This window comes from Acinetobacter piscicola (assembly GCF_002233755.1).
Lineage (GTDB): Bacteria > Pseudomonadota > Gammaproteobacteria > Pseudomonadales > Moraxellaceae > Acinetobacter > Acinetobacter piscicola.
Genome location: NZ_NIFO01000001.1, coordinates 173930 through 195763, shown reverse-complemented (window position 1 = coordinate 195763; position 21834 = coordinate 173930). Strand labels below are relative to the sequence as shown.

At 37.3% G+C, this 21834-nt stretch carries 25 protein-coding genes; 16 read left to right on the top strand and 9 right to left on the bottom strand.

From position 1 onward, the window contains the following. Nucleotides 1-3 precede the first annotated feature (3 nt). The 5 genes from CDA10_RS05820 to pabC form a co-directional block, all read right to left on the bottom strand. Nucleotides 4-984 carry a hypothetical protein gene (locus tag CDA10_RS05820; protein WP_089604611.1) on the bottom strand — a complete coding sequence of 327 codons (981 nt, stop codon included), beginning with the start codon at nt 982-984 and terminating at the stop codon, nt 4-6. Nucleotides 985-1225: 241 nt separating this feature from the next. After that, nucleotides 1226-1648, bottom strand: a complete 423-nt coding sequence (locus CDA10_RS05815) for a PaaI family thioesterase (RefSeq protein WP_089604609.1) — start codon at nt 1646-1648, stop codon at nt 1226-1228. 145 nt (nt 1649-1793) lie between these two features. Further along, entirely contained in the window at nt 1794-2393 is a 600-nt protein-coding gene (tmk, locus tag CDA10_RS05810) for a dTMP kinase (protein ID WP_089604607.1), read from the bottom strand. Between the two features lie 9 nt (nt 2394-2402). Then, on the bottom strand, nt 2403-3467 hold the full coding sequence (gene mltG / locus CDA10_RS05805) for an endolytic transglycosylase MltG (protein ID WP_089604605.1): 1065 nt from the start codon (nt 3465-3467) through the stop codon (nt 2403-2405). Further along, entirely contained in the window at nt 3454-4281 is an 828-nt protein-coding gene (pabC, locus tag CDA10_RS05800; protein ID WP_089604603.1) for an aminodeoxychorismate lyase, read from the bottom strand. Before pabC ends, mltG begins: the two co-directional genes overlap by 14 nt. Nucleotides 4282-4447: 166 nt before the next feature. Between pabC and CDA10_RS05795 the strand changes: the two genes are divergently transcribed. The 7 genes from CDA10_RS05795 (at nt 4448) to CDA10_RS05765 (ending at nt 11433) form a co-directional block, all read left to right on the top strand. After that, complete coding sequence (locus CDA10_RS05795) at nt 4448-5452, top strand: sulfate ABC transporter substrate-binding protein (protein WP_089604602.1); 1005 nt, start codon at nt 4448-4450, stop codon at nt 5450-5452. Between the two features lie 34 nt (nt 5453-5486). Continuing rightward, nucleotides 5487-6092 (top strand): RBBP9/YdeN family alpha/beta hydrolase, encoded by a 606-nt coding sequence (locus CDA10_RS05790; RefSeq protein ID WP_089604600.1) that lies wholly within the window; start codon nt 5487-5489, stop codon nt 6090-6092. A gap of 82 nt (nt 6093-6174) precedes the next feature. Then, a complete protein-coding gene (gene cysT, locus CDA10_RS05785) occupies nt 6175-7008 on the top strand; it encodes a sulfate ABC transporter permease subunit CysT (RefSeq protein WP_089604598.1) in 834 nt (277 codons plus the stop codon). Next, entirely contained in the window at nt 7005-7898 is an 894-nt protein-coding gene (gene cysW / locus CDA10_RS05780) for a sulfate ABC transporter permease subunit CysW (RefSeq protein ID WP_089604596.1), read from the top strand. Before cysT ends, cysW begins: the two co-directional genes overlap by 4 nt. 9 nt (nt 7899-7907) lie before the next feature. Beyond that, nucleotides 7908-8969: a sulfate/molybdate ABC transporter ATP-binding protein gene (locus CDA10_RS05775; protein ID WP_089604594.1), complete on the top strand. Its 1062-nt coding sequence runs from the start codon at nt 7908-7910 to the stop codon at nt 8967-8969. 54 nt (nt 8970-9023) lie between these two features. Further along, nucleotides 9024-9953, top strand: a complete 930-nt coding sequence (locus CDA10_RS05770) for a CysB family HTH-type transcriptional regulator (RefSeq protein ID WP_089604592.1) — start codon at nt 9024-9026, stop codon at nt 9951-9953. A gap of 256 nt (nt 9954-10209) precedes the next feature. Further along, the gene (locus CDA10_RS05765) at nt 10210-11433 is read left to right on the top strand and encodes an OmpP1/FadL family transporter (RefSeq protein ID WP_089604590.1); all 1224 of its coding nucleotides are present in this window, start codon (nt 10210-10212) and stop codon (nt 11431-11433) included. Nucleotides 11434-11536: 103 nt separating this feature from the next. On the opposite strand, the gene carO is transcribed toward CDA10_RS05765, so the two are convergent. After that, a complete protein-coding gene (gene carO / locus CDA10_RS05760; protein WP_089604588.1) occupies nt 11537-12280 on the bottom strand; it encodes an ornithine uptake porin CarO in 744 nt (247 codons plus the stop codon). Nucleotides 12281-12585: 305 nt separating this feature from the next. Between carO and dapD the strand changes: the two genes are divergently transcribed. The 6 genes from dapD (at nt 12586) to CDA10_RS05730 (ending at nt 16716) form a co-directional block, all read left to right on the top strand. Further along, a complete protein-coding gene (gene dapD, locus CDA10_RS05755) occupies nt 12586-13407 on the top strand; it encodes a 2,3,4,5-tetrahydropyridine-2,6-dicarboxylate N-succinyltransferase (protein ID WP_089604585.1) in 822 nt (273 codons plus the stop codon). A 96-nt stretch (nt 13408-13503) separates the two neighbouring features. Then, the gene (queE, locus tag CDA10_RS05750) at nt 13504-14214 is read left to right on the top strand and encodes a 7-carboxy-7-deazaguanine synthase QueE (RefSeq protein ID WP_089604583.1); all 711 of its coding nucleotides are present in this window, start codon (nt 13504-13506) and stop codon (nt 14212-14214) included. 146 nt (nt 14215-14360) lie between these two features. Continuing rightward, complete coding sequence (queC, locus tag CDA10_RS05745) at nt 14361-15029, top strand: 7-cyano-7-deazaguanine synthase QueC (RefSeq protein WP_089604582.1); 669 nt, start codon at nt 14361-14363, stop codon at nt 15027-15029. A 16-nt stretch (nt 15030-15045) separates the two neighbouring features. Beyond that, the gene (locus CDA10_RS05740; RefSeq protein WP_089604579.1) at nt 15046-15456 is read left to right on the top strand and encodes a hypothetical protein; all 411 of its coding nucleotides are present in this window, start codon (nt 15046-15048) and stop codon (nt 15454-15456) included. Nucleotides 15457-15549: 93 nt separating this feature from the next. Next, on the top strand, nt 15550-16245 hold the full coding sequence (locus CDA10_RS05735; RefSeq protein WP_089604578.1) for a Dph6-related ATP pyrophosphatase: 696 nt from the start codon (nt 15550-15552) through the stop codon (nt 16243-16245). Between the two features lie 9 nt (nt 16246-16254). Next, a complete protein-coding gene (locus tag CDA10_RS05730; protein WP_089604576.1) occupies nt 16255-16716 on the top strand; it encodes a peroxiredoxin in 462 nt (153 codons plus the stop codon). A gap of 100 nt (nt 16717-16816) precedes the next feature. Here CDA10_RS05730 and CDA10_RS05725 read toward each other — a convergent pair whose 3' ends face one another. After that, the gene (locus CDA10_RS05725) at nt 16817-17416 is read right to left on the bottom strand and encodes a LysE/ArgO family amino acid transporter (RefSeq protein ID WP_089604574.1); all 600 of its coding nucleotides are present in this window, start codon (nt 17414-17416) and stop codon (nt 16817-16819) included. Between the two features lie 277 nt (nt 17417-17693). Between CDA10_RS05725 and CDA10_RS05720 the strand changes: the two genes are divergently transcribed. Continuing rightward, entirely contained in the window at nt 17694-18584 is an 891-nt protein-coding gene (locus CDA10_RS05720) for a LysR family transcriptional regulator ArgP (protein ID WP_089604572.1), read from the top strand. Between the two features lie 81 nt (nt 18585-18665). On the opposite strand, the gene CDA10_RS05715 is transcribed toward CDA10_RS05720, so the two are convergent. Then, entirely contained in the window at nt 18666-19232 is a 567-nt protein-coding gene (locus tag CDA10_RS05715; RefSeq protein WP_089604570.1) for a nicotinate-nicotinamide nucleotide adenylyltransferase, read from the bottom strand. 105 nt (nt 19233-19337) lie between these two features. On the opposite strand from CDA10_RS05715, the gene CDA10_RS05710 reads away from it, so the two are divergent. Next, the gene (locus CDA10_RS05710) at nt 19338-20138 is read left to right on the top strand and encodes an enoyl-CoA hydratase (RefSeq protein WP_089604568.1); all 801 of its coding nucleotides are present in this window, start codon (nt 19338-19340) and stop codon (nt 20136-20138) included. A gap of 105 nt (nt 20139-20243) precedes the next feature. Continuing rightward, nucleotides 20244-21002: a nitroreductase family protein gene (locus CDA10_RS05705; RefSeq protein WP_089604566.1), complete on the top strand. Its 759-nt coding sequence runs from the start codon at nt 20244-20246 to the stop codon at nt 21000-21002. A 360-nt stretch (nt 21003-21362) separates the two neighbouring features. Here the strand turns inward: CDA10_RS05705 and CDA10_RS05700 are convergent, their stop codons facing one another. Beyond that, nucleotides 21363-21677: a YqfO family protein gene (locus CDA10_RS05700; protein ID WP_089604564.1), complete on the bottom strand. Its 315-nt coding sequence runs from the start codon at nt 21675-21677 to the stop codon at nt 21363-21365. Nucleotides 21678-21834: the final 157 nt, after the last annotated feature.

The following is a 21834-nucleotide window of genomic DNA, read 5'->3' as shown; positions in this document are numbered from 1 at the left end:
AAATTATCCGAGACTGAGTGCTCTTAATTGTGATGTTGCGACATCATTTAATTGTTTTAACAGCGTTGTGCCTGGGCTAAAAAGACCATTATTCACTTGTTGCTCAAAATGCGTTGTAAAGGCACGTTTACGATTTTCAGGTGAAATAGCCAAGGTCGTCAATCGCAAAAACCAAAAACCCTGAATAGCTTTGTAAGGAATAATATACCCCTTAAATTCTTGGTTTGGTGTTTTATCTACAATCTGTTCAATATCATAATCCACTGAAAATAAAGAACCTATTGGAATGCGAATACCATTCATAATCAACGGTTGTAAATTGATACAAGAATGATTATCCCCCATATTCATTTTTTCAATGAGTAGCGGACGATTTTGCTCATCAACAAAAATATTGATCGAGCCTTGTCTCAACATTGAACCATGGGCAATTTTAAGGAAAAAAGTTTCAGCCATCGGACAAGAACCCACTTTGGGTTTTTCTCGTAAAGTCTGAATTTCGATATAGCCTGTTTCTTCTGCTGTTTTCGGTAAAATTACATCTTCCAACATACTACAAATGATTTTACTTTCTTCGAGTTGAGCATGTTGTGAAACTTTTCTTAAATTTTCTTGAACTAAAATTTCTTGTTCAACAAGGTCTTTAAATTCATCATTTTTTGCAGTAGCCAAAAAATCACCAAGAGATGGATTATGATCTAGATTATGCCAATCTTCGATGTCTAAACCATATACATTCTTTTGGTCGATTATTTTCTTTAATTTTTTAAAATCGTAATCTTTAAATATTTTTAAATCAGTCGACTCAACAGCATCACGTGGGAAATTGATGAATTCAGCCAAAACCCGTGTTGCTTGTGTATAACCACAGCCACGGCGTTCTGTTTGATGTGAATAGTGCTCATTCAACATCTCTGTCAATTTTTCAGATAAAGGAAAAACCTGTTCCTTAAACAAATGAACAACTTCATGATCCAATGACATCTTACCATTCCATAATATTACTAAATATTAAATTAAAAATTTGATTTCCATTTATTATGAACAGCTTAGCATTGTGAATATAAGAGTACAATTATAAAAATAGGTTCCCTCTACCAACCTAACAATACAAATACTTTTCATGCTTATTTCAATAAGCATGAATGCTCAAGGATTGTTTAAAATAATATATGACAGCTGAAAACTGAAAACTGAAAACTGAAAACTGAAAACACGATTAAACCTAGCCTATGCTTTGCGGTGGAATCGAATAGGTTCCAGTGACATGTGCGACAGGATCTTCAGAATCTACAGAATAAATCCAAACCTCCCCTACGACCAATGCCTTACCCACTTTCATTAATTTACAAATACCACGCAGGTCAGTTCCACCCGTCGGTTTACGTAAAAAATTAATGTTCATATTGGTTGTAACAGCTAAACCGATTAAACCAATTTCCCCCATGATTGCGACATAAAGTGCAAAATCAGCCAATGCCATCATGGTTGGGCCTGAAACTGTGCCCCCCGGACGAAGATCGGCATCACCTACTTTCCAAAGCAAAGTTGCTCCTTTATCCGTCACTGCTTCAATTTCACAACGTTCTAAGCTTGGACTAAAAAATTGTTGTAGAAACTGTACGATTTCTTGTTTTGAACTTTTCATAAAATAATGTCTTTATATTGCTATTGCTTAGACAATATAAAGACATTAGTGATTGGATACATTAGCGATTAAGTTAAAAATTTACATTATAAATAACTTAATTTGTCATTCTTTTAAATTTTAAAATAAACTATAAGTGCCTTGTCTATTTTAAATAATCAATCGCATCTGCAAAAACTTGCTCTGGGGTTTGGGTTGCATCCAAGCGTTTCATCCGTTGCGAATCACGCATATGAATTTCCGCAAAACCACTGCGCACAGATTCAAAAAACACCAGTTTTTCTTGTTCAAAACGATCTAATGCACCACGCTCACGTGCGCGCGTCATACCCAATTCAATCGGCGCATCTAACCAAAAAGTAATATCCGGCATTCGTACAACAAAGTTTTCATTTAAAAGCTGTAGCTTGTCGCGACTCAAGCCACGACCTGCACATTGATATGCAAAGCTTGAATCGACAAAACGATCACACAACACTATTTTCCCTTCCGCCAATGCAGGAACAATCACGTTCTGTAAATGTTGCGCTCGAGCTGCATACATTAGAAGTAACTCAGTATCATTACTCATTTGCTCATCATGATTCACCGACAGTAATAATGAACGAATTTGCTCCGCTAAAGGTGTGCCCCCCGGTTCACGGGTTAGCACAACTTCTTTACCTTGTTGTTGAAAATGATCAAATAATTTGCGAATGAGGGTGGTTTTTCCAACGCCTTCTGTACCTTCAAAGCTGATAAACATACTCATTCCTTAATTTTTAGCTCGCATAACTTCAATATATTCCTGCACTGCACGATTATGGTCTGACAAATTCGCAGTGAATTTATGCCCGCCATTCCCTGTTGCAACAAAATAAATATTCTCTGATTGGTCAGGATGCAATGTTGCCTCAATCGCTTTTTTACTTGGCAATGCAATCGGTGTTGGCGGTAAACCATTGATCGTATAAGTATTATAAGCTGTTGGTGTACGTAAATCTTGTTTAGAAATCTTACCTTGATATTTATCACCCATACCATAAATCACAGTTGGATCTGTTTGTAGGCGCATACCAAGCTTTAAACGACGATAAAATACCCCTGAAACTTGACGCAACTCACTGTCTACACTGGTTTCTTTTTCAATAATTGAAGCCATAATCAAGGCTTGATATTTATCTTTATAAGGTAAGTTAGGCGCACGCTTTTCCCAAGCTTCATCTAAAATTTTCATTTGACGTTGATATAAATCTGTCAAAATTTGCTTATCTGTTGCACCTTTATCAAAAAAATAAGTATCGGGTGCAAATAACCCTTCAGGATGATCATAAGGGATATTTAAGGCTTTCAACATTTCAGAACTTGGTAAATTAACCACAGATTTTTCAACCAATGGATCTTTTTTAAGTGCCTGAACCAATTGTTTAGCAGTTGTTCCTTCAATGACCAAAAGGCGGCTCATCTGCGCATTTTCAATATTAGAAACCATTTCTAATACTTGACGCATATTCATGCCTTTTGTGACTTCATACACCCCTGCTTTCATGGTGTCATGGATAAAAATTTTACGATAAAGTTTTAAAATAATCGGAAAACTAACCTTATCTTCTTCCGCCAATTGGTCAATAAAACCTGTATAAGTTTCACCATTACTAATCGACAATTTTTGTTTTTGTCCTTCGACAGGATAACTTTTAAAAATACTCATTTTTAAAATAATTGCACTAAGTATTAAAAGCACAATCAGAACGATCGCAATACCTTTATGTGGCATTTTATTGGTGGCTTTATCTTGAACTTTCTTTTTAGGTTTAGGCTTAGATTTAGCTTGCGACATGAGTATTAAACTGACTTAAATGTAAAGTTTCAAATAACTCAACACAAGGTTGAGTGTCTAAAGTTTGATGATTCAAGTTTTTGGCAATTTTCATCGGACTTAAAGCATTGCAAAAAAATAAACTTTGCACTTGTCGAATTTCGTCCATATCCACAAAACGTTGCTCACATGAAACATCAAAATGTTGCATACGTGACAAAATTTCCGCACGCATTACACCATGTACCCCATTATAACGAAGTTCTGGCGTAATCCATGTATTGTTTATTTGAATAAAACAATTACTGCTCACGCCTTCAACAACTGAGCCTTGCACATCTGTCACCAAAGCTTCTAACCATCCTTTCTCCGCAGCTTCTTTTTTCAGCATGACTTGCTCTAAGCGGTTTAAGGTCTTTAACCCCACAAGATTCGGCATCATCAGGCCAATTGCTTGATCTAACACACCACTCTGAATGTATTCAGGCTGGAAATCCTCAGTACTTTTTGGATAATACAATACATAAACATCTGCATCATGCTCAGGCATCGCATAACCACGATCGCTTTCGCCACGACTTAACATGACTTTTAATGTGCCGTTTAAAACTGGAAATTGTTGTTGTAGCACTTCTATGCTTTGCTCTAATAAAGCTTGATTAAATTTTAAGAATAATTTTTCTGAAGCTAGCGCTAAGCGTGCCCAATGTAAATCTTTCAACTCTAAAATATTGTGATGAAATCGGGCTGTGGTAAAACAACCATCTCCATAATGAAATGCTCGATCTAAAAGTGGTATTGAATCAACTTGTTGAGCATTTTTAAGACAAATCATCACACTACTTACCTCGAGTCTTTGCACAGATTTTAATAACGATATACACAAAAGCTATTTCTCTTTTATTCATATAAAATTCGTTTTTTATTATTTTTTATGAATAAAGACTAGCGTTATGCTCACCCCATATTAACGAACTTCTGAAAAATTTGGGGACTCAACCATGCAATTTTCAAAATTAAAATTAGCAGTCGTTGCAACGCTTCTTTCTGCTTCAACTTACTCAATCGCTGCTAAAGACTTTTTAAATGTCTCTTACGACCCAACTCGTGAGTTATACGACAACTTTAACCAACAGTTCGCAACGTATTGGAAGTCTAAAACAGGTCAAGACATTAACTTCAAACAATCACATGGTGGCTCAGGAAAACAAGCCCGCGCCGTGATCGATGGTTTACAAGCTGATGTCGTGACTTTGGCACTTGCAGCAGATATCGATGCGATCGCACAAAATACCAACTTATTACCAAAAGATTGGCAAAAGAAGTTCCCTCAAAACTCTACACCATATACTTCAACAATCGTGTTCCTTGTTCGTAAAGGAAACCCTAAAGCGATTAAAGACTGGGGCGATTTGGTTAAACCGGGTGTTGAGATTGTCACACCAAACCCTAAAACTTCAGGCGGTGCGCGTTGGAACTATTTAGCAGCATGGGCTTGGGCAAAACACGCTTATGGTTCAGATGCAAAAGCACAAGAGTTTGTACGTCAAATTTATAAACAAACCAAAGTTTTAGACTCAGGTGCACGTGGTTCAACAACCACATTTGCTGAACGTGGTATTGGTGATGTGTTATTGGCTTGGGAAAATGAAGCATTCTTAGCAACGCGTGAGCAACCGGGTAAGTTTGAAATCATCACGCCATCACTTTCAATTCTAGCTGAACCACCTGTAGCAATTGTTGAAAAGAACGCTGCAAAAGATGGCAATTTAAATTTAGCAAAAGCCTATTTGAACTACTTGTACTCACCTGCTGGGCAAGAAATTGCAGCGAAAAACTACTACCGTCCACGTAATGCAGCCACATTGAAAAAATATGCAGCTACTTTCAAACCACTTAAATTGGTCACGATTGACAAAGAGTTTGGTGGCTGGACGAAGGTGCAAAAACAGCACTTTGAAACCAATGGAATATTTGACCAAATCGTTAAGGCGAATAGTAAATAACAAATAGCTGCAAGTCACAAACAGGAGCGCGCTCATGGTACATACAGTTATTGTTCCCGGTGTTGGCGGAAGTAATCAAAGCCACTGGCAGTCTTGGTTGGAAAATCAGTTGACACACAGCACTCGTGTACAGCAGAAAAACTGGGACAAACCTATTTTAAAACAATGGGTCAAAGAACTAATTAAAGTATTAGAAGCAACCGATAATCAAATTCAAATCGTTGCACATAGCTTTGGTTGTCTAACCAGTCTCGCTGCCTTGAATGATGCTCCTGAACTTGCTCAAAAAGTAAAAAGACTCATTTTGGTTGCTCCTGCAAATCCTAAGCGTTTCGGTGCGAATGGATTTGCAACGGATAGCATTGGTGATTATCAGCATTATTTTTATGGCTTAAAAACCCCTGTTCCAACCACAATATTAATCAGTGAAGATGACCCTTGGTTTGCTTTCGACGAAGTGAATGCACTTGCAGCAGCTTGGAACATCAAACCAGTCAATCTTGGAAAAGTTGGACATATTAATGTTGCATCGGGTTTTGGGCCTTTTCCAGAAATTTTCAATTATATTATTTCTGAGAAAAAACATGCCGTTATCAATAAGCCTGATATCAAAAAGTTGTTTTTTAAATTTGCATTTTAATTGATGCCTCTTAAGCTTTACCTCATTCATTTTAATTTTGCTTATTGATTTCAATAAGCTTTCTCTCTTTTGAGGAGTCATCATGTCGCAGCGATCCCGAGTGCTGCCAGGATTTGGTCTTTCACTAGGCTTCACCCTAGCGTATTTATCTTTAATTGTTCTGATTCCTTTATCAGCTGTTTTTATAAAATCACTCGGTGTAGGCTGGGATGGTTTTTGGGAAATCATCAGTTCAGAACGTATTTTAAAATCATTACAACTCAGTTTTAGTACTGCCATCGTTGCGGCATTGATTAATGTAGTTTTTGGTTTGTTACTAGCTTGGTGTCTGGTTCGCTATTCATTTCCGGGTAAGCGCATTGTCGATGCATTGGTTGATTTACCATTCGCATTACCTACCGCAGTTGCAGGTATTGCACTCACATCGTTATACGCACCTACTGGTTGGATTGGTCAATACCTTGAACCACTTGGAATTAAAGTTGCTTATACGCCTATCGGTATTACTTTAGCTTTAATTTTTATTGGTATTCCATTTGTCGTTCGTACTGTACAGCCTGTATTAAGTGACTTGGAAACTGAGCTAGAAGAAGCAGCTTCTGCACTAGGCGCAAATCGCTTACAAATTGTGACTAAAATTATTCTTCCAATTTTATTTCCTGCATTATTGACTGGTTTTGCACTGGCATTTGCTCGTGGCGTTGGAGAATACGGTTCAGTGATTTTCATCGCTGGGAATCAACCTTTTGAAACAGAAATTGCGCCTCTTATGATCATTTCCCGTTTAGAGGAATATGATTACGCAGGTGCAACAACGATTGCAGTTGTAATGCTGGTTATTTCTTTCTTTATCTTGTTCTTAATTAACTTAGTACAAGCATGGGCGAGTCGCCGCACAGGGAGAACAGCACAATGAGCTTAAATACCAACAGCAATGCCTTAGCCATCAAGTTGCAATCACGTGACGCAACACGCGAGCCAACTTGGGTTCGTTATACATTAATCACAATTGCACTAATCTTTTTTCTTAGCTGTTTGATTCTGCCGTTGATTCTGGTTTTTGTTGAAGCCTTCAAACAAGGTGTATCGGTTTATTTCGAAGCCTTGGTCAATCCTGATACTTTATCAGCAGTAAAATTAACCTTATTAACAGCAGCGATTGCCGTACCGTTGAACGTGGTTTTTGGTGTTGCAGCAGCATGGTGTGTCGCGAAATTTAACTTTCGTGGAAAATCAATTCTCACCACTATTATTGATACACCCTTTTCTGTATCTCCTGTCATTGCAGGTTTAATGTTAGTCCTGATTTTCGGCTCTCAAGGCTGGGTCGGTGGATGGCTCATGGATCATGACATCAAGATCCTGTATGCAACACCTGCCATTGTCTTAGCCACTATATTCATCACTGTTCCTTTTGTTGCTCGTGAATTAATTCCTTTAATGGAAGCACAAGGTACCGAAGAAGAAGAAGCTGCGATTGTATTGGGTGCATCAGGTTGGCAAACCTTTTGGAAAGTTACTCTTCCAAACATCAAGTGGGGCTTAATTTACGGTGTAATCTTGTGTAATGCACGTGCAATGGGTGAGTTTGGTGCTGTATCAGTCGTATCAGGTCACATCCGTGGCGAAACCAATACACTGCCGTTACATGTTGAAATTTTATATAACGAATATACCTTTAGCGCAGCGTTTGCAGTGTCTTCACTACTTGCATTGTTGGCAATTTTCACATTAATTCTCAAAACATGGGTTGAATACCGCCAAGAGAAACAAAATCGTGAAAACAAAGAATCTATAGCTTCTTAAGGAATGACCATGAGTATTCAAGTTAAAAATATTGAAAAAAACTTCGGTGCATTCCATGCACTTAAAAACATCTCTCTAGATTTTCCAGATGGTCAATTGGTTGCACTCCTTGGCCCATCAGGTTGTGGTAAAACTACACTGTTACGTATTATTGCAGGTTTAGAATCTGCCGATCGTGGACAAGTGATTCTTGAAGGAACGGATGCAACCCAAATTCACGTGCGTGAACGTCAAGTAGGTTTTGTATTCCAACACTATGCTTTGTTCCGTCACATGACTGTTTATGACAATGTTGCATTTGGTTTACGTGTACGCCCACGTGCGACTCGTCCAAATGAAGCTGAAATCAAAAAGCGTGTCACTCGGTTACTCGATTTAGTACAACTCGGTTTTTTAGCAGATCGTTATCCTGCACAGCTTTCAGGCGGTCAACGTCAGCGTATTGCACTTGCTCGTGCTTTGGCCGTTGAACCACGTGTTTTACTTTTAGATGAACCATTTGGTGCACTTGATGCTAAAGTTCGTAAAGAACTACGTCGTTGGTTACGTACGTTACATGATGAATTACATATCACTTCTATTTTCGTAACACATGACCAAGAAGAAGCGCTAGAAGTTGCGGATCAAATTGTAGTGATGAATAAAGGTGATATTGAACAAATTGGTTCACCTCGTGAAGTTTATGAAAAACCTGCGACACCATTTGTATTTGATTTTCTCGGACAAGCCAATCGTTTTGAAGGTGAAAATCATCAAGGTATTATCCAAATTGGTGAAGATCGTATTCAGCTTCCATCTGCTAGAAATACAGCCGATGGTAAAGTGATCGCTTTTGCGCGCCCAAATGAGTTGAAAATTCATGCTCAACCGACTGAAAATGCAATTCAAGCCACTTTCTTACGTGAAGTTTGGATTGCAGGTAAAGTCATGGCAGAATTACAAGATCGTCAAGGACAACTGATTGAAATTGCTTTAAATCCTGATGAAGCCAAGTTACATCAATTCAGACCAAATCAAACTGTTTGGGTAAGTGCTTCAACACTTCACCTATTTGAAAATCAAGTCGCATAAACGACGATAGGATGAGTCATTCGCCACTCATCCGCCATTGAGGTATCGAACAAAATGAACTTTCAGCAATTACGAATTATCCGAGAAACAGTTCGTCAAAATTACAATTTAACAGAAGCTTCTGCTGCACTTTACACGTCTCAATCAGGTGTAAGTAAACACATTAAAGATTTGGAAGATGAGTTAGGTGTACAACTGTTTGTGCGTAAAGGTAAGCGCCTATTAGGTTTAACTGAACCTGGACAATCCTTACTGAGTATTGTTGAACGTATGCTGATTGATGCGGACAATATTAAACGTCTTGCTGATGACTTTAATAAGGTTGATGAGGGGACATTAACCATTGCAACGACACATACTCAAGCTCGTTATGTATTACCACCTATAGTCAATCTATTTAAAAAAGCTTTTCCCAAAGTTCATTTAATTTTGCAACAAGCCAGCCCTGTTGAAATTTCTGAAATGCTGCTTTTAGGTCTTGCTGATATTGGTATTGCGACAGAATCTTTAACGACTGAAGATAATTTAGGTAGTGTTCCATTTTATAACTGGAAGCACAGTATTATTACCCCGCAAGATCACCCTTTGACTAAAATTGATCCCAAAGAGATTACTTTAGAAAAGCTTGCTGAACATCCAATTATCACCTATCACGGCGGTTTTACAGGACGTTCTAAGATTGATAAAGCCTTTGAAGAAGCCAATCTTGATGTCGATATTGTGATGTCAGCACTAGATGCCGATGTAATCAAAACCTATGTCGAATTAGGTATGGGTGTAGGCATTGTCAATGATGTGGCTTATGACCTAGAACGTGACCATCGCCTAAAACAGATCAATACCGATATTTTTGGCTTAAACACCACATGGATTGCTGTACGCAAAGGACATTTACTTCGTGGCTATGGATATGAGTTTATTTCACTATGTTCTCCAGAAGCTGATGTTAAAGCTTTAAAGAAAATAGCCTACCCAGACGACTAGATTAAAAGAATGACTTAACAATCTAAGTTTTAATATTTAGTAAAAATTTAAAATCAGGGGCATTTGCCCCTTTTTCTCATAAATATATGATAAAACTCACTGTTTTGATTGACAAAAAAAAACAGAACAGATCAAATGGGGTAAAAATTAGCCAAGTTGTTTGATTCTTCATTTTTTATTTTATATATGATCGAATTCAACAAATAGTCAAAAAATCACCAAGCAAATCGATTTATTGATTGATTTGGGAGGATATATGAAAATATCTTTATTAAAAATTGTACTGAGTAGTAGTTTTATAATTCCTATTTTCAGCTATGCAGCAGCAATAGAAAAATCTGATCAATCCATTTTACCTTTTTTAGAATCAGACAATTATTTAGAACTTTCTTATGCTGAACTGTATGCCGATGTTTCAGGTCAAGTCCAAAATCAGCAAGTACTACAACAAATAGGTGTGCAAAACTTTTCTACTGGAAACTTGGTCGATGATTATCATTTCGCCAATGTAGCAGCCAAATTTCAAATCCATCCACAGTTTTCCTTTGGTGTTATTTATGATCAACCTTATGGTGTAGATCTCAGTTATGATTACCACCCTCAATCCATGCTTGGCAAGCAAACCATTGAATCTACAAATTTAAAATTTAAGAGTGAAAGCATTTCAATGCTTGTTGGATACCAACCGACTTTAAACTGGAATATCTATACTGGTGCGGTTTATCAACAATTCGAAGGTGAGCTTGATGTTTTTGGCCCCAGTTATTCCGTCATGAGCGGTTATCAAGCCAAATTTAAACAAAGCTCAGGTCATGGTTGGTTAGCAGGGTTAAGCTACCAAATCCCTGAATATGCTGTAAAAACTGCAATTACTTATCGCTCTAAAATCACACATCAAGCGGCTGTGACTGAAGATATTTTCAAACAGCCTTTAAATGTTATTCCATCAGCAAAAACAGAAATAACTACACCACAATCGGTGAGTTTAGATATTCAAACAGGTTTAACACCTAAAAATGTACTTTATAGCAACCTAAGATGGGTCAATTGGAAAGATTTTGAAATTCAACCAAGACAATTTGGCGCTGTAGTTGACTTAGCTGCTCAACAATACCCCGACCTAATCAAGCCGTTTAATTTAATTGATTACAATAACGATCAATGGTCTGCAAAATTAGGACTTGCCCATGTTTTTACTGATCAATGGGTAAGCTTTACAGATTTATCTTGGGATTCTGGCAGTGGTAATCCTGCCAGTACACTCAACCCATCCGATGGTTTTTATGGATTTGGCCTAGGTGCGTTATACAAATTTCACAAAAAAAGTTTTATTGCCTATGGATTAAAGTATTTCAAATTTAATAAAGCGGATGTAAAAAAACTCGATACGACGAATGCCGTTACTCAAAATGGAACATTATCCTCAGTATCAAACAACGATGCTTTTGCGCATGGGATTAGAATTGGTTATTACTTTTGATAAGCATAAATAAACCGGTCAATCTGAATTATTTCCTTCAAAAGGATGTTCAAACAACTAAAAAACGAGCCGAAGCTCGTTTTTTAGTTTGATTTTAAATCAATTACCAGTTGTAACTTACACCAACTTTACCTACAGGTAACCATTTGTATTTATCTTTGTCATTAATTTTTTGCTCTAAACGATCAGCAGCATATGCACCTGAAGTTGTGCCACCGACTTCTTGTAAGCCCGTTGCTGTTAAATCAGCAGATGGACTACCTGTATAATAAGCACCTACTTCAGTAAATACGCCCCAGTTTTTATTGATTTTTGGTGCAAAACCAAAACCTAGGTATGGAGCAATTTGGTTATCATAATCAACAGTCCCGTCGATACTACCTTGACCTGTTGGTGCATTGTAGTTTTTACCATCAATTTTTAGTGTGTCATTGCTGTTATGTAAAGATTTTTTCAAATCATATTTGCTATCAACATATCCTACACCAGCAGCGACATACAAACCTTGTGTCCATCTGTTCTGGCTCGCGCCCCAAGGACGAATTTCAGCATTTAAATAAGTCAGGTTGTTGTCCATATCCATGTCATATTTCGTGCCATCGATCGATAGATCATCTGACCAAGAAATATCACCACCGTTATAACCTAAAGCCAAACCTACGTAAGGGTTTGCTGTCCAAAGTAAAGCACCACCATAACCTGTTGTACCCACCTCAAGACGAGCACCTGTAGGAATTAATTTGTTCGCTTCAAATACACGACCTTGCTGCACAACAGTTTCATCTGCCATTGCCAAAGTAGAAGCCGAAAAAGCAACAGTAAGAGCGACTAATTTTAACACTTTCATTTATATCTCCTCGAAAATAGAGTTTGTTCTTTAATCATTCATGTGTTTAGACTCAAATGGATCTTATTTTATTTATTCTTCACAATTAATAGCGAAATTGATGAGTTTTTGTTATTTTTTGATACAAATGAATATGAATTGTTGCTTTCAAAATAATTGACTTTTAAATAATAAAAGAGATCAGTTATTTATGCTTCTCCTCATTTAAACATTAAGATTAGTTTTTCCGATTGAAACTAGATTTTATCTCTAATTTAGGAGCAATTTGGTGTAGAATCTTTAAAAATTTTTTGGGAAGGAAGATTATGTCTCAGCTTTCAACGATCATTGAACAAGCGTTTGAAAATCGTGCTAACTTTACTGCTGCGGATTGTCCAGCAGAAGTTCGCCAAGCTGTTGAAGAAGCCATTGCAGGTTTAGATAATGGTACGCTTCGTGTAGCTGAAAAAATTGATGGTGAATGGATTGTTCATCAATGGTTGAAAAAAGCGGTTTTATTATCATTTAAATTGAATGACAACAAACCTATTGAGTCATGCGACCTTCAATTCTACGACAAAGTAGAGACTAAATTTACAGGCTGGACTGAAGCTCAGTTTAAAGCTGCTGGTGTACGTGTTGTACCGCCTGCTGTAGCACGTAAAGGTAGCTTCCAAGCGAAGAATGTGGTGTTAATGCCATCTTATGTCAACATTGGTGCTTATGTAGATGAAGGCACAATGGTCGATACATGGGCAACCGTAGGTTCATGCGCACAAATTGGTAAAAACGTTCACCTTTCAGGTGGTGTCGGTATTGGTGGTGTACTTGAGCCACTTCAAGCAAACCCAACCATTATTGAAGATAACTGTTTCATCGGCGCACGTTCTGAAATTGTTGAAGGCGTGATTGTTGAAGAAGGTTCTGTGATTTCAATGGGCGTATTCATTGGTCAATCAACGAAGATTTTTGACCGTGCAACAGGCGAAGTTCACTACGGTCGTGTACCTGCGGGTTCTGTTGTTGTTGCTGGTAGCCTACCTTCTAAATGCGGTACTTACAGCCTTTATGCTGCAATCATCGTGAAAAAAGTAGATGCGCAAACACGTTCTAAAACGAGTTTGAACGAACTTCTTCGCGAAGACTAATTTTTACTCATTCCCTGCGGAACTTTAATCGTTCCTCATCTCTACGGTCAGTGCTGAGCGTAGAGATTTTTCATTTTGTAAACTGTGGTAAATGTTATGAATATTCTCCGAACCTCTACTATTCCTGTTTCTGATCCGTCTGCGGGGCTACGTATTACGGAGATTTTCTATTCTCTACAAGGTGAAGCCAATGCAGCAGGATTACCGACTGTTTTTATTCGATTAACAGGTTGCCCGTTGCGTTGTACGTATTGCGATACGACCTATTCTTTTGAAGGTGGTGAGCGTCAATCTTTAGACCAAATCATTCAAACGACCTTAGATTACAAGACCCCTTATATTTGTGTCACAGGTGGTGAACCACTGGCCCAACCGAATGCATTGCCATTAATGCAACGTTTGGCCGATTTAGGTTGTGACGTTTCTTTAGAAACCAGTGGCGCTTTAGATGTTTCTAAAGTTGACCCACGTATTTCAAAAGTTTTGGATTTAAAAACACCAACCTCTGGTGAAGTTGAACGAAACTTACTCAGTAACCTAGATCATTTAACGCAACATGATCAAATTAAGTTTGTTATTTGTAATCGTGAAGACTATGAATGGTCTAAACAGCAAGTTGCGCAATATGCTTTAAATGATAAAGTCAGCACAGTATGGTTCTCCCCTGCTTTTGCTGTAGAAAAAGGTGCTGTACGTTTACCTCAAATTGCACGTGATTTAGCTCAATGGATTTTAGACGACCATCTCCCTGTTCGCTTCCAATTGCAACTACATAAATTGCTTTGGAATGATGAAACAGGTCGTTAAAAATTGACATGTCATCAATGGCTTACATTGTAGGCTATTCAATTAAGCATATACCGTAAAGTATGAATGAGAATAGCAAGGCTATTTTCAAAAGACCTTAATCTTCTAACTGTAACCATTTTATAAATTTTTCGGAGACTGTGAATATGCGTCCTCGTGCCATTGTCTTATTATCAGGCGGCTTAGACTCAACAACTTGTTTGGCTTGGGCGCAAGCAAACTACGAATGTATTGCTATTAGTTTTATGTATGGTCAACGTTCAACCACTGAACTTGATGCTGCACGTGCATTAACCAAAACAGCTGGTGTTGAACATCGAGTGATTAATATCGATTTGGGTAATTTAGGTGGTTCTGCACTTACAGACCATAACATTGATGTTCCTGATCATGAAACTGATGGTATTCCTGTAACTTATGTTCCAGCACGTAACACCATTTTCTTGTCTTATGCGCTTGCTGCTGCTGAAGTTTTTGATGCTCAAGCAATTGTAATCGGCATCAATGCTGTTGATTATTCAGGATATCCTGACTGTCGACCTGAGTTTATCGAAGCTTTTGCCAATATGGCTCGCCTTGCAACAAAAGTCGGTGTTGAAGGAAAACCGCTTAAATTTGAAACACCTCTGTTACATTTATCCAAAGCGAATATAATACGCTTAGGCTTGGAACATGGCGTAGACTATAGCCAAACGGTTTCATGCTACCAAGCAGATGACCAAGGACGTGCTTGTGGTAAATGTGATAGTTGCCGTCTTCGTAAGGAAGGCTTCATGGATGCAGGTGTCGCAGACCCAACACGTTATATCGCGTAATAACAAGGTACAATTTATGAAAAACTTAAAATCAGGTCTTCTTCTTTCTTCAATGTTTTCAATTGCTGCAATGATGGGTTCTACTGCTCAAGCTGCTGAAGCGAATCCACTTCAACAAGCATATAAAAGTACAAATGTAAAATCTGCGTTGGTGAATGTTTGTAAGACTGAAACTGCAAAGGGTGGAAAATTAACCAGTGCTGAAGTGAGCAAATTTTGTTCTTGCCAGATTGATGCTCAAGGTAAAGTAACCGAAGCTCAAAAATGGGAAATTCAAAGCGCTGTAAACCAAAAGAAAAACCCATCTAGCTTAGCTTTTGTACAACAACAAAATGCTGCACTTAAAGCGTGTTTTGGTCCACAACTTACTGGCAAGTTAGAAACACTGACTCAAGCAGCAATGAAAGCAGCGCAAGCGAAAAAATAATTTTATTATTTGTATTAAAGCCTGCGTTATGCAGGCTTTTTTATCACAATTTTTTAAATAGCATCTAATTTTTCAAATAGTGTCTAGGAAATTATGCAATCTCCATGGAATAACAACCTCTTAGAAGGGCAAAATTTCGTTGCCTCTTATAGTGGTGGTAAAGACAGTAGTCTTGCACTCTATTATGCAATACAACATGCAAAACCTGTTGCATTAATGGTGATGCTTGAAGAACAAGGTTTAAGATCACGTTCACATGCCATGCCTTTGGAAATTATTGATGCACAGGCTGCTGCAATTGGTTTACCCATTCTAAAAGGTTCAGCGACTTGGTCTAACTACGAAGCAACTTTCTTAGATTTACTCGCTCAAGCTAAACAACTCAGTGCAGAACTATTGGTCACAGGTGATATTGACCTGATTGCACATGCCGAATGGAACCAATCCGTTTGTGATCGTAGTAATTTAAAACTGTGTATGCCACTGTGGCAAAAGCCTCGTTTAGAAATCGTACATGAACTGATAACACTTGGGTTTGAATGCATGATCGTAACTGTAAATCTAAACTTAGGAATGACTGTTACAGACTTAGGGCGAATTTTAACCCTTGATTATGTTAATGAATCACTTGCTCGAAATATTGATCCTTGTGGTGAAGCTGGGGAATTTCACACTACAGTGATTGATGCACCTATTTTTAAAAACCCACTTTTGGTACGTAAAGGTGATATTCTATATCACGAAAATTATGCCTTTTTAGCACTTGAATTAAACCATAATGATCTTTAAGGATGAATAATGACTGAAACAATTCAACTCCCGAATCAGACTTTTCCTGCAACAACAGGTGAAATTAACCTGACTGAAATAGCAACAGAATGGTTAGTTTTGTATTTCTATCCTAAAGACTCTACACCTGGTTGTACCACTCAGGCTGTTGGTTTTTCTTGCTTAAAAGATCAGTTTGATTCGACCAATACAACTGTAATTGGTGTGTCGCGTGATTCAGTTAAAGCGCATCAAAATTTTACTGAAAAGCAATCACTGACCATTAACCTGATCAGTGATAAAGAAGAAGTATTGTGTAAACACTTTGATGTGATTAAAGAAAAAAATATGTACGGTAAAAAAGTGATGGGTATCGAGCGCTCAACGTTTATTTATCATCATGGTCAGTTAGTGAAAGAATATCGTAAGGTAAAAGCTGCGGGTCACGCTGAACAAGTTTTAGAAGATTTAAAAGCACTACAAGCAGGTTAATTTTTCCTGCTTGAAATTAAATAAAATCAAATCAAAAGCCAATAAGGCTTTTGATTTGATTATTTAAAGTGCCAACGACCAACGAATAGAACCTATCAATTTAGACAATCAATGAAGTTGCAATGCCCCACATCACTAAACCGATAACAAAATCTAGGATTTTCCAAGATTTAGCACTTTTAAAAATAGGTAATAAGAAACGAGCACCAAAACCTAAAGCAAAAAAGAAAATCCAAGAAGCAGTGATTGCACCCAAAGCAAACTGAAGTTTTGCATGTTCAAATTGCGTTGAAATAGAACCAATTAAAACTACAGTATCCAAATAAACATGCGGGTTTAACCACGTTAATGCCAAACAGATCAGCACCATTTTCAAAAGCTTAGATTCATCTTTTTCACTCGGTAATAAATGAGTTGTTGCCGTAAATGCTTTATAAAAATGCTGTGCACCATAAAAGAATAAGAATGTTGCACCCAAATATTTCGCCCATTCCACCAGCTCAGGGTTGGTTTGCATAATTTTAGAAAAGCCAAGTACGCCCAATAAAATGAGGATCGAATCTGAAGCAATGCACACCATACAAATCCAAAAAACATATTGTTTTTTTAAGCCTTGTTTGAGCACAAAAGCATTCTGCGCACCTATCGCCATGATTAAACTCATGCCGATGGCAAAACCTTGCATATAACTTTGCAACATGATGAAACTACACTTTTAATTGATTTGAATAATCGTGCTATTATCCAAGATAAAGTTATAAAATAAGTATTTCTAAATAAATATCAATTTAGCTAAGTTTTTCTTAGTTTATGATTTTTAAGCTTTGATAACGCTTGGTTTTGTTTTTCGTGTTCTTGCCATACTTGGTTTTAGCACCTGATTAGATCTTTCGTGCTGTAATTATTTAGTCATCGAGTTTTATGCAATAGAATTTTATGAGTTTGATTAATCACTATATTTGAATCGGGACATCTCTATGCTGCAAAGTAAACATAGTGAAGCTTTTTTAGCCGTTGCAGAAACAGGCAGTTTTGAATTGGCAGCTGCACGCTTAAATATCACTGCTTCTGCTGTAACCTTGCGATTACAAACTTTAGAGAAACAACTCGGGCAAGTTCTGATCATTCGAGAAAGACCATGTAAAGTGACGCAATCTGGTCAAGAAGTTTTACTTTTCTTACAACATCATCGCTTGATGGAACAAAACTTAGTTCAAAACCTACAAGGGCAACGTTCCAATTCTCAATTTTTTAAACTGAATATTGCATCTAATGCAGACTCATTGGCGACATGGCTATTAAGCAGTATCCAAAAAACGTTAATTCAAGAAAAAATTATTATCGATCTAAAAATCGATGATCAATCTCAAACACACCACTTGCTTGAAGCAGGTTTGGTCAATGCCTGTATTTCAACAGAATCGAGTCCAATGAAAGGTTGTGAAGCAATGCCTTTAGGTAAAATGTCTTATCGCATGGTTGCAACACCACAGTTTATTCAACATTACTTTCAAAATGGCGTACATCGAAATGGTTTAAGAAATACACCCACAGTTATTTTTAATGATAAAGATCATGTGCATATACAAACTATACAACGCATTTATGGCCTAACTGCCAATATGTATCCATGCCACTACATTCCATCTTCAACGGCATTTGTTGAAGCGATTTTGCTTAATCTCGGTTATGGTATGGTGCCCGATTTGCAAGTAGAAAATGAATTAACTACTGGAAAATTAGTTGAAATCATACCTGAAGCAAGACTCGAATTAGAGCTGTATTGGCACCACTGGAAGCAACAATCTAGTCAGCTAGAGTCTTTAACAAAAACCTTAATTGAGCAAACACAATCCATTCTCAATTAAGGTCAATAACTCAATAGCATTTGTTGACCATTTAAATTCAAGGTTCAAACCGAACAGGTAAGATTTAAAATTTTAATGACATTAAAGATTTGATTTATCTTGCGTTTCATATTTATACTTTAACTGCTGATAAATCTCAGTCTGTTGAAATTTTTCTAGAAATTCAGCTGTACCCAATGGAAATTCTGCTTGTCGAATTTCGCCTCGATAGTATGCCTCTCGCAATGGTGTTGCCGAAATCGAACCCACCAAACTCGTTAATTCAACCATATTCCATTCAGGGAAAAGTTGTAAATAATAAGATGAATCATCTTTAAAATGCCCAATCAAACCAACCTTATCTTCAGTTTCAACTACACTTTGCACCAATGATTTAACCAATTCGACCCATTTAACATCGTTATAAACATCAATGACATGTACAAAGTGAATACGTTGTTGATCTGCTTCTGAAAAATTAGACAAGATCATTTGCTCACGTTCTTTCGCAAGGAACGGATTCTTAGTATTACGCTCATTCTGCGCCGAACCAAGCGCCAAAATTACAGATTGACTTTGTTGCAAAGCAATTTTTATCGTTTGCATGTGCGCCAAATGGAAGGGTTGAAAGCGACCAATGTAAACGAGATAATCAAAAATATATTTCATAGCAAATCTAACTTTTTTGAACTGACCAGTTTGTGTCGAATTTTGAATTATGCGACATAATGCAGATCATAGAGTTCAATTAATTTCTAAAGCAAGGATAGTACGATGACACTTAGTTGTATTCAACAACCACATGAACATTTGAATGCGAATTTAGACAATGGCGTACTGACTTTAGCCATTAACCGACCAAAGGCAAAAAATGCTTTATACGGTGAACTTTATCTATGGATCGCCAAAGCTTTTGATGAAGCCGATCAAGATAAAGATGTACGCGTTGTTATTTTACGTGGTGAAGATGCAGACTTCAGTGCGGGCAATGACATGCAAGATTTTATGGCTTTTATTCAAACACCACTGCAAGGTAAAGAAGGTGACACGCCTCCTTTTGTTGTTTTAAAAGCAGCAGCTCGTTTTTCTAAACCATTAATCTGCGCTGTACGTGGTGTTGCGATTGGGATTGGTGTAACGATTTTGCTTCATGCAGATCTTGTATATAGTGACAATACTGCCCTATTCCAAATTCCGTTTGTAAGCTTAGGCCTTTCTCCTGAAGGTGCTTCGAGTAAATTGTTAATCCAACAAGCGGGTTACCACAAAGCAGCAGAATTATTGCTCACTGCACAGAAATTTAACAGTGAAAAAGCGCTGAATGCAGGTATTGTAAATAGCATTGAAGAAGATGTTTATGCGCATGCATTAAAACAAGCGCAAACTTTAGCGGCGCTACCACTTGCGTCTTTAAAGCAAACCAAAGCACTGATGAAACATAATCTACAAGAAATTATTGATTGTATTGATGATGAAGCCGTTATATTTATGCAACGTGTGAAATCACCTGAAATGGCTGAAGCAGTTGCAGCATTTATGCAAAAACGCAAACCTGATTTTGCCCAATTTAACTAATTGTTGAATTGAAAATAACAAACCACTTAGCAATCAATATGAAGGCTAAGTGGTTTTTTAGTTTAAAGTAGATCAAATTATTTTTATTAGAATGAGAGAATGACAATGTCACAAGATGCTCAACCTAAAAAACGTTATTACGAAGCAGCTCCACAAGATATTGATGTTGATAATTTTAGAAAAGTTGTGGAAAGCCGCCGATCTGTACGTAAATTTACTGATAAAGCAATTCCGACAGAAACTTTAGATGCATGTTTAGATTTAGCTTTACTTGCACCAAACTCATCGAATTTACAACCGTGGACATTTTATGTCGTTCAATCACAACCCAAAAAGAAACGTTTAATAAAAGCATGTCTTAACCAGTTTGCTGCAAGAACTGCTGCTGAACTGATTGTTTGTGTTGCACGTACTGACCGTATTGATGAAATGGCTCAAAATAACATCAATGAATTTCCTTTCCCTGAAATCCCACCTTTAGTTAAAAAATATTACCGCTTTATTCCATATAACTATAAAACAGGCTATTTCAATGCCTTAGGTAACTTTAAAAAAGTTGCGTTTAAGGTCGCACGTCAGTTTGATAAACAACTCCCTGTAACAGCTTATATACCTGCGGATGCCAAACTTTGGGCGACTAAAACAACAGCCTTAGCATGTGAAAATTTAGTATTGGCTTTACGTGCTTATGGTTTTGACAGTTGCATGATGGAAGGTTTTGATGAACCTATGGTTCGCAAGATCTTGAACTTAAATGCAGATGAATATCCAGTCATGGTTGTTGCTGCTGGTGAACGTGCAGAAGATGGCGTGTTCTATCCACAATATCGTTTTGATCGTAAGTTATTTATTCAAAAAGTTTAATTTTAGATGATGTTAATTATCAATTCATTCTTATACTTTTAAATTCTAGATTGTGATCCTACCGTGGGGCGACAGGGATGTCGCTGTTGGGCGGGGGTACAGGACGTACCCCTCGCCCATGAGCAAAAACAAAGCAGTGCTTTGTTTGCAGCGCAAGGTTTGGCATCCCCTACGAAAAGTGAGGCATCGCCTACGCAAAGGTATTTAAACTTTCAATGTAAGGTGCGGCATTGAAAGTTTTTTATAATCAAATAATTTTTTTTAGATGCAATTAATCGAATTAAAATACGTAGATTCAAAAGCCGAAGTGCAACACATTTATAATGGGTAACTGTCAGATCAGGTTTGAGCTAGTACATATTATTCAATATCAATAATTTGAATAAACTCAAAAGCAGACTCTTCATAAGGATGGCTTGCCTTTAAAGCTTTTGCGACTTGCACAGCCTTTTCCTCTGGGACAATGGTTTCTACACGCCATTCAGGAAGTTGCTCTAAAGTATCGAGTTCACCAATAAATGGATTTGCACCTTTTACAGGTTTAAATTGCCCTATTCCCAACACTTGCCATGCACAATGTTCATAGTTACCAATACCACCTGCCCCTGCTTCAAAAATGGCAAGTTTGGTTGATTCAAGATGTGATTCAGGAACGTAATAGATGAGTTTGAGCATTTTAATGATTCACTATAAAGATGTTTTGAAAATTCATATCTAATACAAATCAACATTATTAACTTATAAATCAAACTACTTTTGATTTTTCATAAGTTGATCATACTCGATATTCATTATAATCAATCGGACAATAAAAAAGGACGCCTTAGCGTCC

Coding starts and splice junctions, on each gene's coding strand:
- CDA10_RS05820 (WP_089604611.1), bottom strand. CDS start 984: ATGTCATTGGATCATGAAGTTGTTCATTTGTTTAAGGAACAGGTTTTT.
- CDA10_RS05815 (WP_089604609.1), bottom strand. CDS start 1,648: ATGAAAAGTTCAAAACAAGAAATCGTACAGTTTCTACAACAATTTTTT.
- tmk (WP_089604607.1), bottom strand. CDS start 2,393: ATGTTTATCAGCTTTGAAGGTACAGAAGGCGTTGGAAAAACCACCCTC.
- mltG (WP_089604605.1), bottom strand. CDS start 3,467: ATGTCGCAAGCTAAATCTAAGCCTAAACCTAAAAAGAAAGTTCAAGAT.
- pabC (WP_089604603.1), bottom strand. CDS start 4,281: ATGATTTGTCTTAAAAATGCTCAACAAGTTGATTCAATACCACTTTTA.
- CDA10_RS05795 (WP_089604602.1), top strand. CDS start 4,448: ATGCAATTTTCAAAATTAAAATTAGCAGTCGTTGCAACGCTTCTTTCT.
- CDA10_RS05790 (WP_089604600.1), top strand. CDS start 5,487: ATGGTACATACAGTTATTGTTCCCGGTGTTGGCGGAAGTAATCAAAGC.
- cysT (WP_089604598.1), top strand. CDS start 6,175: ATGTCGCAGCGATCCCGAGTGCTGCCAGGATTTGGTCTTTCACTAGGC.
- cysW (WP_089604596.1), top strand. CDS start 7,005: ATGAGCTTAAATACCAACAGCAATGCCTTAGCCATCAAGTTGCAATCA.
- CDA10_RS05775 (WP_089604594.1), top strand. CDS start 7,908: ATGAGTATTCAAGTTAAAAATATTGAAAAAAACTTCGGTGCATTCCAT.
- CDA10_RS05770 (WP_089604592.1), top strand. CDS start 9,024: ATGAACTTTCAGCAATTACGAATTATCCGAGAAACAGTTCGTCAAAAT.
- CDA10_RS05765 (WP_089604590.1), top strand. CDS start 10,210: ATGAAAATATCTTTATTAAAAATTGTACTGAGTAGTAGTTTTATAATT.
- carO (WP_089604588.1), bottom strand. CDS start 12,280: ATGAAAGTGTTAAAATTAGTCGCTCTTACTGTTGCTTTTTCGGCTTCT.
- dapD (WP_089604585.1), top strand. CDS start 12,586: ATGTCTCAGCTTTCAACGATCATTGAACAAGCGTTTGAAAATCGTGCT.
- queE (WP_089604583.1), top strand. CDS start 13,504: ATGAATATTCTCCGAACCTCTACTATTCCTGTTTCTGATCCGTCTGCG.
- queC (WP_089604582.1), top strand. CDS start 14,361: ATGCGTCCTCGTGCCATTGTCTTATTATCAGGCGGCTTAGACTCAACA.
- CDA10_RS05740 (WP_089604579.1), top strand. CDS start 15,046: ATGAAAAACTTAAAATCAGGTCTTCTTCTTTCTTCAATGTTTTCAATT.
- CDA10_RS05735 (WP_089604578.1), top strand. CDS start 15,550: ATGCAATCTCCATGGAATAACAACCTCTTAGAAGGGCAAAATTTCGTT.
- CDA10_RS05730 (WP_089604576.1), top strand. CDS start 16,255: ATGACTGAAACAATTCAACTCCCGAATCAGACTTTTCCTGCAACAACA.
- CDA10_RS05725 (WP_089604574.1), bottom strand. CDS start 17,416: ATGTTGCAAAGTTATATGCAAGGTTTTGCCATCGGCATGAGTTTAATC.
- CDA10_RS05720 (WP_089604572.1), top strand. CDS start 17,694: ATGCTGCAAAGTAAACATAGTGAAGCTTTTTTAGCCGTTGCAGAAACA.
- CDA10_RS05715 (WP_089604570.1), bottom strand. CDS start 19,232: ATGAAATATATTTTTGATTATCTCGTTTACATTGGTCGCTTTCAACCC.
- CDA10_RS05710 (WP_089604568.1), top strand. CDS start 19,338: ATGACACTTAGTTGTATTCAACAACCACATGAACATTTGAATGCGAAT.
- CDA10_RS05705 (WP_089604566.1), top strand. CDS start 20,244: ATGTCACAAGATGCTCAACCTAAAAAACGTTATTACGAAGCAGCTCCA.
- CDA10_RS05700 (WP_089604564.1), bottom strand. CDS start 21,677: ATGCTCAAACTCATCTATTACGTTCCTGAATCACATCTTGAATCAACC.